The sequence below is a fragment of the Candidatus Accumulibacter sp. ACC007 genome, assembly GCF_907163205.1.
GTDB lineage: Bacteria > Pseudomonadota > Gammaproteobacteria > Burkholderiales > Rhodocyclaceae > Accumulibacter > Accumulibacter regalis.
In genome coordinates this window covers 120,659-135,060 of record NZ_CAJQUD010000004.1, presented here as the reverse complement: position 1 = coordinate 135,060, position 14,402 = coordinate 120,659, and the positions used below count along the sequence as shown (strand labels likewise).

Annotated in this window: 14 protein-coding genes; 5 read left to right on the top strand and 9 right to left on the bottom strand. The window is 65.0% G+C overall.

The window, feature by feature from the left end:
- Window positions 1-46 precede the first annotated feature (46 nt).
- From QZ634_RS12850 to QZ634_RS12835, 4 genes are all read left to right on the top strand, one after another.
- A complete protein-coding gene (locus tag QZ634_RS12850; RefSeq protein WP_291988929.1) occupies window positions 47-1,819 on the top strand; it encodes an HlyD family efflux transporter periplasmic adaptor subunit in 1,773 nt (590 codons plus the stop codon).
- Between the two features lie 31 nt (window positions 1,820-1,850).
- Window positions 1,851-2,813 carry an efflux RND transporter periplasmic adaptor subunit gene (locus tag QZ634_RS12845; protein ID WP_291988927.1) on the top strand — a complete coding sequence of 321 codons (963 nt, stop codon included), beginning with the start codon at window positions 1,851-1,853 and terminating at the stop codon, window positions 2,811-2,813.
- A gap of 264 nt (window positions 2,814-3,077) precedes the next feature.
- Window positions 3,078-4,616 (top strand): hypothetical protein, encoded by a 1,539-nt coding sequence (locus QZ634_RS12840; protein ID WP_291988925.1) that lies wholly within the window; start codon window positions 3,078-3,080, stop codon window positions 4,614-4,616.
- An 8-nt stretch (window positions 4,617-4,624) separates the two neighbouring features.
- Window positions 4,625-4,951, top strand: coding sequence for a GGDEF domain-containing protein (locus tag QZ634_RS12835; RefSeq protein ID WP_291988923.1), 327 nt, complete (start codon window positions 4,625-4,627; stop codon window positions 4,949-4,951).
- Between the two features lie 143 nt (window positions 4,952-5,094).
- Here the strand turns inward: QZ634_RS12835 and QZ634_RS12830 are convergent, their stop codons facing one another.
- Window positions 5,095-5,937: an HDOD domain-containing protein gene (locus QZ634_RS12830; protein ID WP_291988921.1), complete on the bottom strand. Its 843-nt coding sequence runs from the start codon at window positions 5,935-5,937 to the stop codon at window positions 5,095-5,097.
- Between the two features lie 189 nt (window positions 5,938-6,126).
- Here QZ634_RS12830 and pssA point away from each other — a divergent pair, with 189 nt between their 5' ends.
- Complete coding sequence (gene pssA, locus QZ634_RS12825) at window positions 6,127-7,557, top strand: CDP-diacylglycerol--serine O-phosphatidyltransferase (protein WP_366145396.1); 1,431 nt, start codon at window positions 6,127-6,129, stop codon at window positions 7,555-7,557.
- 78 nt (window positions 7,558-7,635) lie between these two features.
- On the opposite strand, the gene QZ634_RS12820 is transcribed toward pssA, so the two are convergent.
- The 8 genes from QZ634_RS12820 to ccmD all read right to left on the bottom strand — a co-directional run bounded on the left by QZ634_RS12820 (window position 7,636) and on the right by ccmD (window position 14,402).
- Complete coding sequence (locus QZ634_RS12820) at window positions 7,636-8,475, bottom strand: ethylbenzene dehydrogenase-related protein (protein ID WP_291988919.1); 840 nt, start codon at window positions 8,473-8,475, stop codon at window positions 7,636-7,638.
- A 112-nt stretch (window positions 8,476-8,587) separates the two neighbouring features.
- Window positions 8,588-9,193: a NapC/NirT family cytochrome c gene (locus QZ634_RS12815; RefSeq protein ID WP_291988917.1), complete on the bottom strand. Its 606-nt coding sequence runs from the start codon at window positions 9,191-9,193 to the stop codon at window positions 8,588-8,590.
- A 168-nt stretch (window positions 9,194-9,361) separates the two neighbouring features.
- Window positions 9,362-10,576, bottom strand: a complete 1,215-nt coding sequence (ccmI, locus tag QZ634_RS12810; protein WP_291988915.1) for a c-type cytochrome biogenesis protein CcmI — start codon at window positions 10,574-10,576, stop codon at window positions 9,362-9,364.
- A complete protein-coding gene (locus QZ634_RS12805) occupies window positions 10,573-11,049 on the bottom strand; it encodes a cytochrome c-type biogenesis protein (protein WP_291988913.1) in 477 nt (158 codons plus the stop codon). The genes ccmI and QZ634_RS12805 overlap by 4 nt, the downstream gene beginning before the upstream one ends.
- Before the next feature lie 8 nt (window positions 11,050-11,057).
- Window positions 11,058-11,642, bottom strand: a complete 585-nt coding sequence (locus QZ634_RS12800) for a DsbE family thiol:disulfide interchange protein (RefSeq protein WP_043568281.1) — start codon at window positions 11,640-11,642, stop codon at window positions 11,058-11,060.
- A 9-nt stretch (window positions 11,643-11,651) separates the two neighbouring features.
- Complete coding sequence (locus QZ634_RS12795) at window positions 11,652-13,655, bottom strand: heme lyase CcmF/NrfE family subunit (protein WP_291988911.1); 2,004 nt, start codon at window positions 13,653-13,655, stop codon at window positions 11,652-11,654.
- Window positions 13,656-13,688: 33 nt separating this feature from the next.
- Window positions 13,689-14,168 (bottom strand): cytochrome c maturation protein CcmE, encoded by a 480-nt coding sequence (ccmE, locus tag QZ634_RS12790; protein WP_291988909.1) that lies wholly within the window; start codon window positions 14,166-14,168, stop codon window positions 13,689-13,691.
- A 3-nt stretch (window positions 14,169-14,171) separates the two neighbouring features.
- Entirely contained in the window at window positions 14,172-14,402 is a 231-nt protein-coding gene (gene ccmD / locus QZ634_RS12785; protein WP_291988907.1) for a heme exporter protein CcmD, read from the bottom strand.

Sequence of the window (14,402 nt, the reverse complement as noted above, 5' to 3'; positions counted from 1 at the left end):
AAAGCCCTTCCTTGCGATCCATGGTGTAGTTGCAGATGCCACCAGAATGAGCGAAACCACAACCCAATCCAAGCCGGCGCAACGTTGGCTGCACAGCTACTGCGAGAGTGACCCGCGCGTCCAATCGGCGCTCGTTCTGCTTGCTACCAGTGGGGCGCAGCAGGAAGCTGCGCGTTGGCCGGTCGGCGATGCGGCCAGCGTTTCGTTGCTGGCGGCGGCGCGGGTGGCCATCCGGCGCGCCCAACCGCTCGTGCTCACCCCACCGGTCGGCGGCGGCGCCGGTGGCGAACCCGGGTGCATCGTTGCGCTGCCGCTGGTCCACGCTCAGAACGTACTCGGCGTCCTCGCTGTCGCCGTCCAGCCCGGGTTGGCAGACACCGATCAGGCCCTGCTCGGCGAACTCGAAGGGACGGCTACGGCCTTGGTTATGGCCTTGCAGGAGGCCAGTAGCGTGGCCACCCCGAGCGCCGGAAACCTCTTGCTGCAACTGCAGCTGCCGCTGCTCGGAAAGCAGTCTCTCGATCAGGCCGGCAGCGCGCTGTGCAGCGAGATCGCCAGCAGTCTCGGCTTCGACCGCGTCAGCCTCGGATTGAGCCAGCGCACTGGTCTGAAGCTCATCGCTCTGTCGCATGGCGCCGAGTTCGGTCGCCGCCAGGGTCTCAGCCAGGCGCTGGCCGCTGCCATGCAGGAAGGCATCGACCAGGGCGTATCGATCGCCTACCCGCTGGCCGCCGAGATTCCCCCGCGTATCGTCCAGGCGCACGCCACGCTCGCCGCCCAAGGCCCGGGCAGCGTGCTCAGCGTGCCGCTGATCGGCGCCGGCGAAGCCATCGGTAGCCTGTGTTTCGAGCGTGAGCGGCCGGTGGCCGCCGACGAGCTGGGTGTCATCGAAGAGCTGACCAGCCGGCTGGCCCCGCTGATTGCCCTCAAGCAACGCGCCGAGCACCCCTGGTCGGCGCGCGCGGGCGACCGTTTGCACGCCTGGTGGGGCGGGCTAAGCCAGCGCAGTCGGCGTCTGGCGGGGTTCGCCGCGCTCGCCGCCGTCGTTCTTCTCGCGATGATGCCCTACGACTACCGCATTGGCGCGCCGGCACGTCTGGAAGGCGAAGTCGAGCGCGTCGTCGTCGCCCCCACTGACGGCTACCTGCACGCCGCCCACGTGCGCCCGGGCGACACGGTCAAGGCGGGACAGCTGCTCGTCGAACTCGCGCAGCAAGACCTCCAGCTGGAGAACCGCAAGTGGGAGGCCGAGCTCAATCAGCACCAGAACAGCGCCGCCGGCGCCCTGGCCCGTGGCGATCGCACCCAGTATGCGTTGGCGCAAGCGCGCGCCACCGAAACCGCTGCCCAACTCGAACTGGCACGCGAGCAGCTCGCGCGTACCCGGCTCACCGCACCGATCGACGGCCTGGTCGTCAAGGGTGACCTTTCGCAATCGCTCGGCGCGCCGGTGCAGCGCGGCGAAGTGCTGTTGACGCTCGCTCCGCGCGCGGCTTTCCGGCTGATCATCGAAGTGGACGAGCGCGATATCGGCGCTGTCGCCCTCGCTCAGCGCGGCCAGTTGGCGCTCTCGGCGCTGCCGGGTGAGCGCCTTGGATTCATCGTCAGCCGCATCACGCCAGTCGCGCAGACCCGTGAAGGGCGCAACGTCTTCGAAGTCGAAGCGTCCTTCGACAAGCCGCCCGCCGGACTGCGCCCCGGTCTGCAGGGGGTCGCCAAGATCGACGCCGGAACGCGGCGCCTGGGCTGGATCGCGACGCATCGGCTGAGCGAGTGGCTGGGATTGACGTTTTGGGGGTGGACCGGCCTCGGCCGGTGATCTCGTGGTGATGGAACAGGAGATGAAAACAATGAAGATCGAAGTTGGCGTTGTTCTACCCCGTGTGCTCGGCGGCCTGGCGATCTCGCTTGCCGCCGTCGCCGTCGGTAGCGGCGAGGTGCTCGCCGCCCCGCCGCTGGGGTGCCTGATCGAGCCCGAGCAGGTCGCCGAGGTGGGTTCGCCGGTGATCGGGGTGATCGAGGCGATCCGGGTCGAACGCGGCGACCGGGTGAGCAAGGGGCAGGTGCTGGCTCTGCTGCGTGGCGACGTCGAGCGTGCCGCCGTCGGCGTTGCCGGTACTCGTGCCAGGGCCGAGGCCGACGAGCAAGCGGCACGTTCCAACGTCGCCTTTGCGCGCCAGAAACTTGAGCGTACCCAAGGCCTTCTCGAGAAGAAATTCATTTCGGAGCAGGCGCTTGACCAGGTACGCACCGAATACGAGGTGGCCGAGCAGCGCCTGGTGCAGGCCCGCGAGCAGAAACGGGTGGCGCAGCGCGAGCTTGGCCTGGCCGAGGCGCAACTCGCGCAGCGCAGCATTCGCAGCCCGTTTGACGGCGTCGTCGCCGAGCGTTATCTGTCGGTCGGCGAGCGGGTCGAAGAAAAGCCGCTGTTCCGGGTGGCCAAGGTCGATCCGCTGCGCGTGCAGGTGGTGGTGCCGGCAGCGCTCTACGGCAAGATCGAATCCGGGGCGTTCGCCAGCGTGCAGCCGCAGCTACCCGAGACCGCTGCCGTGCAAGCGCAGGTCACGCTCGTCGACCAGTTGATCGATGCGCCGAGCAATACCTTTCGTGTGCTGCTGACGCTACCGAACCCTGACCTGCGCCTGCCCGCCGGGCTGCGCTGCCAGGCCGACTTCGGGCTGGATCTACCGGTGCTCGCCGGCAAGCAGGGCGTCACGCCGAGCAGCCCGGCCCGGCCGATCCGCCCGACGAGCTTCGGGTCGGAAGAGAGCAAGAGCGGCGCTCCCGGCAGGGCGCTCGCGCGCAGCTACTGAGTGGCGCCAGGAGAGTCGTCGCCATCCGCATTCACCGCCGCCCGCCAGCGCCCCACACTGGAGGAGCTGGCGCCGCGTATCCTGTTCTCCGCCGATGCGGCGGCAGGGCTGCTGGCTGCCGATCATTTCGACGACCGGGCCGAGGTGCGGTCTCTGGACGCATCGCCAGCGGCGGCGACGCAAGCCGCGCAGTCGAACGCCGAGCAGGCGCGCAGCCATGAGCTGGCGTTCATCGATCGGCGCGTTCCCGACTACCAGGCGCTGGTGGACGACCTCGTCGGCCAGAACGACGGTTCACGGCAGAAATGGGCAGGTTTGCTGGCGACCTACACGGTCAACAGGACCGCTGACACGGTCGATCCGGGCACTTTGCGATGGGCGATGACGCAGGCCAACGCCAACGCTCTCGTCGCGGACACGATCAACTTCGAGATCGCCGGTGCAGGCGTCCACACGATCAACGTCCTCTCGGCGCTGCCGACGATCACTGATGCCGTGACCATCGATGGCACCAGCGAGCCCGACTATGCCGGCACCCCAGTGGTGCGAATCGACGGTGCGGCACCCGGCTTCAGCGGCATCAAGATCGGTGCCGGGGGCGGTGGCAGCACGATCAAGGGCTTGATGATCACCGGTTTCACGATCGATGGCATCAACGTCGCATCCGGCGCCAACAACGTCACGATCAGCGACAACTGGATCGGTACCGCCGGCACCGGCAGGACCGGCTACGGCAACAACGGTGTCGGCAACGGCGATGACGGCATAGATATCGCGGGCTCGAACGCCACCATTGCCCGCAACGTGATCACCAACAACCACGATGAGGGCATCACCATCGTCGGATCGGGAGTGACCGGGCACCTGATCCAGGGCAACATCATCGGGCTCGCCCCCGATGGATCGACCGGAAATATCATCGGCGGCGAAGCCGACGGCGCCGGCAACCTGATCGCCTTCAATGCCCACAACGGGGTGGACGTGGTCAATGGCACGAGCAACGCGATCGTTCGCAACTCGATACATTCCAACACCTTGCTGGGAATTAGCCTGGGCGCGGCCGGCGTGGCAGCGAACCACGACGGGGATGGCGATACCGGCGCCAACAACCTGCAGAACTTCCCGGTGCTGACCCGCGCGGTGACGAATGGCGCACTGATCACTATCACGGGAACCCTTAACAGCACTGCATTAACGGACTATCGCATCGAGTTCTATGCGAATGCGGTCGGAGACGGCACCGGCTATGGCGAAGGCCAGACCTTGATCGGCATCTCTGACGTGCCCATCGACGGGTCTGGCAACGCGTCGTTCTCTCCGACGTTTTACGTCGCGGTTTCAGCCGGCAGCGCCATTAGCGCGAGCGTTTCGCGGCTCGACCTCGGGGACTCCCCGATTGAGACGTCGGAGTTCGCACAGAACGTCATTGCGACGATGTCCAACACCGCCCCGACCCTGCGGGCCGGCACGCTGGCCGCGGTTGCCGAAGGTACGTCCAGTCCGGCCGGCGAGGCGGTCAGTGCGATTTTCAGTGGCCAGTTCTCTGACCCGGATGCCGGTGCCAGCTTCGACGGCATCGCCGTGGTCGGCAATACGGCCAACGCCGGCACGCAGGGCACTTGGCAGTACTCAAGCAACGGCGGTAGCAACTGGTTCGATCGGCTCCGTGGCCGACGGTGCCACGGCGCTGGCGCTCAACACCTCAACGCTGATCCGCTTTGTACCGGTGGGCGACTACAACGGCGCGCCGCCGGCGCTGGTACTTCAACGACGTCTACGGTCATTCCGTCGGCGATCAGGTGATTCAGGTCGTGGCGCGAACTCTGGCACGCAACACGCGCACCGGTGACGTCCTCTGTCGTTACGGTGGCGAGGAGTTCTGCCTCCTGCTGCCTGATGCAAGCACCGAGCAGGCGAGGGCGATTGCCGAGCGGATACGTGTCTCGATCGAGAGCTCGGCGGTGGAGGGGGGCCGTTCGACGCGGGTCGAACGAATTACATCAAGTTTTGGCGTGGCCTCGGTTGATTACGGCGCTTCGCGCCTCGAGGAACTGATTGATCAGGCCGATAACGCCTTGTACAAGTCCAAGGAAAGCGGCCGCAACCGCGTCACTGTCTGGGAGCCGCCAGGCGATTGACCCGGAAACCGCCTGCTGTTCACAAGGGCCCCGCAAGGCTTGTCGAACGCGTTGCACACGCAGTGGCCGGGCGCCTGCACCAGTGCCAGGAAGGTTTGCGGGGCTTCCCGCGGGTCGTTTGCCGCTTCCTTCGCGGTGTGCAGCTACGCGGCTGCCAGATTGGGAAAGAAGGTGGCGAAAGCGCTGTCGAGTTCCCCGGTTACCTCGCTGTACAAACTGATCAGCGAGGCCTCGTCCAGTTCAAGAACGGCCAGGGCGTCAGGATCGGGTTGTACGCTCGGCGATTTCGCGGCTGATGCCTCCAGCGTTCCGGCGATGTGCAGGATCGCTGCCTCCAGCCGGTGGATGGTCGCTGTGCTCGGGGCAATCTGGCACTTGATCGGCTCGTAGAAGGACTCCGGCAGCTCCCAGGCCAGAACCAGGGCGGCACCCACTTCGGCGTAGTCGCAGCCAATCAACTCAAGTTCAAGCTCATGCAGCGGGTGCTCCGTCTGGCGACTGGCCGTCATTGCCGCGATCGCCAGATCGGGCACCACTGTATACATGATCAGGTGTCCGATGTCGCTGAGTAGTCCTTCCACAAACAGTCTCTCGGCGTCGACGAACCCGGCTCGTCGCGCCAGCTGCCGCGCGGCGATGGCGCGAGCAACGCTCTGGCGCCAGAACGATTTCATCGGGATTACCGCCGTGCGCACATCCGCAAATGCGGAACTGATCGCCCATGCCAGGACGACATCGTGCACCTGCTGCATGCCGAGGATGTTGAGTGCGCGCGTGACGGTCTCGATACGTCCAGGGTAGCCGTAGAACGGCGAGTTGACGACGCGCAGGACACGTGCAGTCATCGCCGGATCGCTGCTCATTGCCGCAGCCAATTGCCGGATGGAGCCGTGGGGGTCGTCGATCACCCGCTTCACTTTCATATAGGCCGCCGGCAGCGATGGCAGGCGATCGGTTTGCTCGACGATTTCGACTGCGCTGAGCATGGTGTCTTCTCCGTTTCTCGGCGAGCGCCTGGTTCGGCATGGTGCAGGTCAATGGCACTCTCTATTCGACGTTAACGGCCGGCGCACGGGAAAACTTGATAGTCCGGACCCTTCCTCCGGCGAACTCGGGAGGGCCTCGCATGTCGCGGCCAATCGGCGCGGCCTGGCCTGAGCGTATAATTTCGGGCGGTGAAAAAGAATCTCGAACCTCGTTCCAGGACCGCCACCTTCCTTGCGGCAGTGCAACGCCTGCGCGGCCGTCCGCACAGGCCTGCAAGCGTGCTCGACGCCTTGCCGTGCATTCCCGTGCCGACGGAGCGCATCGTGACCCTGTCTGGCCCGGATGAGTTCCGCGAGACGCTACTGGCGCTGATCGCCGCCGCCCGCGAGCGGATTCTGATGTGCGCGCTCTATCTCCAGGATGATGACGCGGGCGGCGAGGTTCTTGCCGCCTTGTACGCCGCCAAGGCCGAACGACCGGCGCTGCAGATCGCGGTTTTTGTCGATTGGCACCGCGCCCAACGTGGTCTGATCGGTAGCGCGAAGAGTGCCGGCAATGCAGCCCTGTACACGGAAATGGCGGACCGTCTCGGGCCGGGCGTGCCGATTTACGGCGTGCCGGTGCAGAAGCGTGAACTGCTGGGCGTGATGCACCTGAAGGGTTTCGTCTTTGACGATGCCGTTCTATACAGCGGTGCCAGCATCAACGATATCTACCTGCATCGCCAGCAGCGTTATCGGCTCGATCGTTACCATCTGATCATCAGTCGCCAACTCGCCGACAGCCTTGCCGGATTGATGATCGACGTGCTGCAGCCGGATCCCGCCGTGTGCGCGCTGGATACCGCGCACCGACCAAAAACCTCGTCGCTACGTGGTGCCATTGCCGGCTTGCGGAGGACCCTGGCGACGAGCAGCTACCTGGTTGCTTCCTCTGGCGCCCCCACTTCCGCGTCGATCGGAGACGGCCAGGTGGGCGTCACACCGCTGCTTGGCCTGGGCGCGCGTGGCAACGCGGTGAACGCCTTGCTGCTGCAGTTGATCGAGCGCGCCGAGCGACGCCTGGTGCTGTTTACGCCGTATTTCAATCTTCCGCGCCCGGTCCGCCGGGCAATCGACGAGAAGATCAGGCAGCGCTGCCAGGTGACCATCGTCGTCGGCGACAAGACGGCCAACGACTACTACATACCGCTCGGCGAACCGTTCTCGACGATTGGCGCCCTGCCGTACCTCTACGAGGCCAATCTTCGCCGCTTCTGCAAGGCGCACCAGGACGCCGTGGACCAGGGCCTACTCGACCTCTACCTCTGGCGGCACGAGAAGAACAGCTTTCACCTGAAGGGGCTACTGGTCGACGACGATTACGCGCTGCTCACCGGAAGCAACATCAATCCGCGGGCGTGGCGCCTTGACCTCGAGAACGGGCTGCTGATTCACGACCCGCAGCACGGCCTGGGCGAGCAGCACCGGATTGAGCTCGAGCGTGTGCTGGCGCACGCGCAGCGGCTGGAGCACCATCACGCACTCGACGCTGTCGATAGCTACCCGGCGCCGGTCCAGCGCCTGCTCAAGCGCCTGGCTCGTACGCATGCCGACCACCTGGTCAATCAACTGCTCTGATCGAGCGTCCGCCCGCCTGCTTCGAGGCCAAAAAAAGCAGGGCCGTAGCCCTGCTTTTCGTACCGCTCTGTGGATCGCTTACTGCTTGGCGGACTTCACGTCGCCATCGACACCGAAGCCCATGGTGTAGCCCATCGACACGTGATGGAAACGACCGGTGGCATGGTCGGCGTGGACGGCGACTCCGAAGGGTACGGCCTTGCCTTCGGCGAGAGCCCCCGACAGCTTGCGGGTGAACGTCACCGTGTAGGTGTCGCCCGACTTGCCGCCTTCAGCCTGCACGCTGGCGGTGCCGCCTTCCATGTTGCGCTTGTCGGTCACCGAGCCATCGACGGCCTTGGCGCCCGCAGCGCTCTTCCACTGCATCAACTCGTAGGCGCCGGTCCGGGTGTACTTGGTTTTCTTGTCGTCTGCTCCGGGCATCGTCCGCGCGTCGCCGTGGCAGGTGGCCCAGCAGCCCACCTGGTCGCCCTTGGGAACCTCGGCGTTGGCGAACATCACCGCCACCTTGACGTCATTTTCCTTGTCGACCGGGTCGAAAGCACCGGCCGGCGCCTTGAAGGTCAGACGGACGTAGGCATTTTCCTTGTCGTAGGCAGACTGGATGGTGACCGGGAAGCTCATTGTCTTCGGTGTGCCTGCAGGCTCGAGGTCCTTGCTCGCCAGGCGCTTCATGTCGAAGTTGAGGCCGCCCTTCTCTTCATGGCAGCCGACGCAGCTTTCGCCCTTGTTGATGCCGGTACGGCCGCTGTGATCGGACTTCTTCATCACCCACTCGACCGGCGTCACGCCGGCATGGAAGACCTGAACGGTGCGTTTGGGAACCTTGTTCCAGTCAGGGGCAGCCGCGTGCGCGAGTTGCGAACCGAAGGCCAGCAAAGCGCCGAACAGGGCCAGGGAAACGGTCGTTTTTTTCATTTCACACTCCATTCAGGATTGATACGGGTTATCACTGCGCAAGGCAGGCAGAGGATTCCTGCCTGCCCCGCTCGCAGATAAGATCGGCTGTTGCCGGCTTCGGCTACCGCGACTAGAAGGTGGCGTCCCCTTCCTCTTCTTCATCTTCCGGCATGTTCTGCGGCTTGCTGTGCGCGATGCCCTTGTGGCAATCGATGCACGTCTGTTTGTCTTCCTGGCCGATCTTGTGCATCTTGGACGCGCGTGCCTTCTGTTTTTCGATGTCCATCGCCGTGAACGAGTGGCAGTTACGGCACTCGCGCGAGTCGCTGGCTTTCATGCGCGCCCACTCGCTGGTCGCCAGTTCGAGACGTTTGGCTTCGAACTTCTCCCGAGTGTCGATCGTCCCCATGACCTTACCATAGAGTTCGCGGCTTGCCTGGATCTTGCGCATCATCTTGTGCGTCCAGTCCTTCGGTACGTGGCAGTCCGAACAATACGCACGCACGCCGGTGCGGTTGCTGTAGTGAATCGTTTTCTTGTATTCCTGATAGACGTTGTCCTTCATCTCGTGACAGCCGATGCAGAACTCGAGAGTGTTGGTCGCTTCCATGGCGGTGTTGAAACCCCCCCAGAAGAAAACGCCGGAGACGAAGCCGACCGATAGCAGCGTCAGTAGCGAGTACTTGATGCTTGGACGTTTGAGTTTTGCCCAGAATCCTGAGCCGTTATCTGACACGATATTTCCCTCCCCGTGGACTTTGCTGCGAAACGCCTTCTGGCCAGCGCCGAGGCTGCCGAGAGTCTAGCGGAGGTGGGCGCGCGGACGGTTTGATCTAGGTTAACAAACGGGGAAATCGCGCCTCCGGCGGGCCTCCGGATGGGCCTCTGACGACGGCTTGAAGGCTCAGGGTTGCACCTGGTCGATCAGCAGGCGCAGACCCTGGCTGCCGGGTTTGACGCCGCTGAGCGTGCCGTAGAGGTCGCCGCTCGAGCTCTGTGCCTTGCCAGCCCTGGCGATCCGCGCCTCGATGCTGACGGTCTTGAAATCGGAGAGTTTCTTGCCACCGGGAAGCGCCATCGAGTCGTCGAAGCGGAAGCGCAGCGGCAGGTCGCCGACTCTTGCCCGTGTCGCGGCGAGCGGCATGCGCGGACCTTCGTCGGGGCGGGCAAAGACGAACAGCACGTCGTCCGGACCGGCCTGGCCGGCGATCTCGCCGCTCAACGTCACTTCGCCGCTGACGGCGCTGCCGCCGGCAACGGCGGTCTGGCCGGCTGGCTTGCCGGCCGCCGTCTGCGCGGCGATTTCGCGCGCTCGTTCGACCGCTGCGGCGAGCGCCCTGGCTTCCTCCGAGCCGGGCTCGACTTGCGCGAGCAAGCGTGCCCAGTAGTCGGCGGCAAGGGCGAACTGCCGTCGGTCGCTGGCGGCGGCGCCTGCCAGCAGCAAGGCCTGCGGTTCGTTGGGGTCGATCTTCAGCGCCCGTTCGACCAGCTCGGTTGGTTTGCCCTGCAGGTCACCCCCCTGGGTGCGGCTGAGGACTTCGGCATAATCGGCGAGCAGTTCCGGATCCTGGTCGACCAGTGCACCGGCCCGGCTGTAGGCGTCGGCGGCCTCGGGGAAACGTTCCAGGACCTTGTAGGAACGCGCCAGCATCAGCCATCCCTTGCTGTCGTCGGGGTTCTCCCTGAGTTTCTCGACCAGCCCCGCGACCATGCCCTCGATCTGCTGCGGCGTGACCCGCGCCTGTCGCTGCAGCGGGTCGAGGGCTGCCTGGTTGCCGAGCAGGGCGTAGCCACCTGCCGAGGCGAGCGGCAGGACGATGAGCAGAGCCAAAGCCGTCTTGCGTCCAGGGCGTGCGTCACTCTGGCCGCTTGAACGCGGTTGAATGTCGTCGAGCAGGCGACGCTGCAACTCGCTCTGTGCCTGCTCGAAATCGGCTTCGGCGAGCGAGCCGTTGGCGCACTCTCGTTCGAGTTCCGCGAGTTGATCGCGGAAGATGGCCAGATTCGCTTCACGCTGGTCAGCTCCTCCGGACGATCTTGGCGCGCGCAGCAGCGGTGGCAACAGAATGGCGGCAACGGCGACGACAAGCAGCGCCGCGAAGAGAATGAAGCTGGTCATGAACGTCCTTGACGGGAGTCGTTGTCGTGCAGCAGCGCCTCGGCCTGGCGGTGCTCTTCGGCGCTCAGTGGCGCGTCGGTGATGGCCCTGTCACGGCGGCGCAGGTAACGCAGCAGTCCGGCGAGGCCAAGGATGAAGAGCAGGCCCGGGCCAAACCACAGCACGAGCGTCGTTCCTTTCAAGGGCGGTCGGTAACGGACGAAATCGCCGTAACGGCTGACCATGAACTCCATGATCTCGTCGTCGCTCCTGCCGTCTTCGATCAGTGCGCGGATCTCGCGGCGCAGGTCGTTGGCCAGTTCGGCATGTGATCCCGCCAGCGATTCGTTCTGGCAGACCAGACAACGTAGCTCCGTGGAAATCGCGAGCAGGCGTTTCTCGGTCGCCGGGTTCTCGGCGAGAGGCTGCGCTTCGCCAGCATACAGAGCGCTACCGCTGCCGGCGAGCAGCGCAAGCAGCAGCACCATCCTCATCAGTGGCCTCATTTCGAGAGCTCGGTGATCAGTGGCAGAATCGTGCTCGACAGGGCGTCGGGCGTGATCGGCCCGGTGTGCTTCATGCGGATGATGCCGGCCTTGTCGATGATGTAGGTTTCGGGCACACCATAGACGCCGTAGTCGATGCCGACACGGCCGTCGATGTCCAGTGCCGAGAGCGTGTAGGGGTCCCCGTGTTGGCTGAGCCAGGCGCCAGCGCGCTCGATGACCATGCCCTTTTCCTGGTCCGCAGGCACTTTGTCCATGTCGATCGCGCCGTCTCCGCGAACTTCCTTGTAGTTCAGCCCGACCAGCGGCGCGCTATGGCGCTTGGCCAGTTCGACGAGCAGGGGATGCTCCTGCCGGCACGAGACGCACCACGACGCCCAGACGTTCAGTAGCCAGACCTTGCCGAGCATGTCCCTGGGCGAGAACTGCTCGTCCGGTGCGTGCAGGCGCGGCAGCGAGAAGGCTGGTGCCGGTTTTCCGACCAGCGGCGAAGGCACGTCGCGCGGGTTGAGCGTCAGCCCGACGCCGAGCAGGACGACGAGAACGACGAAGCCGATAAGCGGCCAGAGAAATCGGTTCATGACGTGTCCTCAGGCGTTTTGCGCCAGTGTTGTGGCGACAGTCGCCGAACTGGCTGCTGCCGCACGCGCCTTGATCCGATAACGGCGGTCGCTCATCGCCAGCAGCCCACCGATGGCCATCAGCACACAGCCGCCCCATATCCAGTCGACGAAGGGCTTGTAGTAAACGCGAACGGCCCACGCCGCTTCCGGTCTGGCCTTGTCGATCGGCTCGCCGAGCGAGACGTAGACGTCGCGCAGGAAGCCGCTATCGATCGCCGCTTCGGTCATCGGCATCGATGAGGCGACGTAGAAGCGTTTCTCCGGGAAGATTTTCCGCAGCACGCGGTCGTTCTTGCGCAGATCGATGTCGCCGACCAGCGCGCGATAGTTCGGCCCCTTCTTCTCGTGCACGCCGTTGAACACGAAGCTGTAGCCGCCGACGCTGACCGTGTCACCGATTTCCATCTTGACGTCTTTCTCTTCCTGATAGGCGCTGACCATGGTCACCCCGACGATGAACACCGAGATCCCGATGTGCGCCAGATGCATGCCGAAGAAACTGCGCGGCTGCTTGCTGGCAGTGCTCAGGAAGGATTGCCCGGCGCGCGTCGACTGGACACGTTCGACAATGCTGAGCAGGGCGCTGAAAACGATCCAGGTGGCCAGCAGGAGGCTCAGTGCGACCAGCGGCTTCCACTCGCCGTGCAGGAAGGGCGCTGCGATGCCGACCAGGGCCGCGGCCAGAAAAGCCCAGCGCAGGGTGTGCGTGAGTTCGCCGACGCTGGCGTGCTTCCAGCGCGCAAAAGGCGCGACGCCCATCAGGAACGCCGCCGGCAACATCAGCGGCACGAAAACGGCGTCGAAGTAGGGGGGGCCGACCGATAGCTTGCCGGCGCCGAGAGCGTCGATGAGCAGCGGATAGAGCGTACCGAGGAGCACCGAAGCACAGGCGACGACGAGCAGCACATTGTTGGTGAGCAGCAGCGATTCGCGCGAGAACAGGCCGAAACGACCGCCGAGACCGACCTTCGGTGCCCGCCAGGCAAACAGTGCCAGCGAACCGCCGATGACCACCACCAGGAAAGCGAGAATGAAGACACCGCGCCCCGGGTCGGTGGCGAAGGCATGTACCGACGTCAGGACGCCGGAGCGGACGAGAAAGGTGCCGAGCAGCGAGAGCGAAAAAGCCGAGATCGCCAGCAGCACCGTCCAGTTCTTGAAGCTGCCGCGTTTTTCGGTCACCGCCAGCGAGTGCAGCAGCGCCGTGCCGACCAGCCAGGGCATGAACGAGGCGTTCTCGACCGGATCCCAGAACCACCAGCCGCCCCAGCCGAGTTCGTAGTAGGCCCACCACGAACCGAGCGCGATGCCCAGGGTCAGGAAAATCCATGCCGCCGTGGTCCACGGCCGCGACCAGCGCGCCCAGGCGGCGTCGAGCTGGCCCGAGAGCAGTGCGGCGATGGCGAAGGCGAAGGCCACCGAGAAGCCGACGTAGCCCATGTACAGCATCGGCGGATGAATGATCAGGCCCGGGTCCTGCAATAGCGGGTTGAGGTCGCGTCCTTCTTCGGCGCCCGGCAGCAGGCGGTCGAAGGGGTTCGAGGTGAGCAGGATGAAGAGCAGGAAGCCGGCGGTCACCAGGCCGAGAACGCCGAGCACGCGCGCGACCATGTGATCGGGAAGTTGTTGCGAGCGCATGGCAACGGCCAGTGCCCACAGCACGAGCATCATCACCCACAGCAGCAGCGAGCCTTCGTGCCCGCCCCAGACCGCGGCGACGCGGTACTGCATGGGGAGCAGGGTGTTCGAATGCTGGGCGACATAGACCACCGAGAAGTCGTTCTGCACGAAGGCCGTGGTCAGGCAGCCGAAGGCGATCGCCAGGAGCAGCGCCTGGGCGACCGCTGCCGGCCGCGCCAGGGCTATCCATTGCTGCCGGCCGGTGTGCGCGCCGATCAGCGGCAGCGTGCCTTGCGCCAGGGCCACGCAAAGCGCGACGATCAGTGCGAAGTTGCCGAGTTCAGGGATCATGAGCCTATCGTCCGAATGATGCGTGTGGGCATGCTATTGCTTGATGGTCTGGCTGGCGGCTTCCGCCGCCGCCTTGTTGGCCGCCGCCCGCTCGTGGGCGTCACCGACGGCCTTGGCCGCTTCCGGCGGCATGTAGTTCTCGTCGTGCTTGGCGAGCACTTCGGAAGCAGTGAACACGCCTCCGTCGCCGAGCTTGCCCTGCGCGACGACGCCTTTCCCTTCGCGGAAGAGATCGGGGAGGATTCCCTGGTAGGCAACCGTCATTTCCTTGTCGGTGTCGGTGACCACGAAGCGCATGGTGATGCCATCGGGCTGACGCTCCAGGGAGCCTTCCTTGACCATGCCGCCGATGCGGAAGCTCTTGCCGGTCGGTGCTTCGCCGGCGGCGACCTGGGTCGGCGAAAAGAAGAACACCAGATTGCTCTGGAAGGCATTCAGCACCAGCATGGCGGCGATACCGAGAATGGCCAGGCCGCCGGCGATCAAGGCAATACGCTTGTGACGAGGTTTCAAGCTTTACTCCTGTGGGGTGTTGCGACGCGATTGCCTGCTTGCCGAGCGATTGGCCAGAGTTTCCGCCTGCTCGGCGCGGAGCTGGCGTTTGAGGCGCGCCACCAGGGTCTTCCGACCGCGCATCAGCAGCATCGGTTCCGCAAGCATCAGCAGGGCCATCATTACCACCGAGCCCCAGACGTAGAGGGCGTGGTTGCCCATGGCCAGGAACTCGGCAAAACTGTTCCAGTGCAT

Coding starts and splice junctions, on each gene's coding strand:
- QZ634_RS12795 (WP_291988911.1), bottom strand. CDS start 13,655: ATGATCCCTGAACTCGGCAACTTCGCACTGATCGTCGCGCTTTGCGTG.
- QZ634_RS12830 (WP_291988921.1), bottom strand. CDS start 5,937: ATGCTCAGCGCAGTCGAAATCGTCGAGCAAACCGATCGCCTGCCATCG.
- QZ634_RS12805 (WP_291988913.1), bottom strand. CDS start 11,049: ATGAGGATGGTGCTGCTGCTTGCGCTGCTCGCCGGCAGCGGTAGCGCT.
- QZ634_RS12850 (WP_291988929.1), top strand. CDS start 47: ATGAGCGAAACCACAACCCAATCCAAGCCGGCGCAACGTTGGCTGCAC.
- ccmI (WP_291988915.1), bottom strand. CDS start 10,576: ATGACCAGCTTCATTCTCTTCGCGGCGCTGCTTGTCGTCGCCGTTGCC.
- QZ634_RS12820 (WP_291988919.1), bottom strand. CDS start 8,475: ATGAAAAAAACGACCGTTTCCCTGGCCCTGTTCGGCGCTTTGCTGGCC.
- QZ634_RS12800 (WP_043568281.1), bottom strand. CDS start 11,642: ATGAACCGATTTCTCTGGCCGCTTATCGGCTTCGTCGTTCTCGTCGTC.
- ccmD (WP_291988907.1), bottom strand. CDS start 14,402: ATGCACTGGAACAGTTTTGCCGAGTTCCTGGCCATGGGCAACCACGCC.
- QZ634_RS12845 (WP_291988927.1), top strand. CDS start 1,851: ATGAAGATCGAAGTTGGCGTTGTTCTACCCCGTGTGCTCGGCGGCCTG.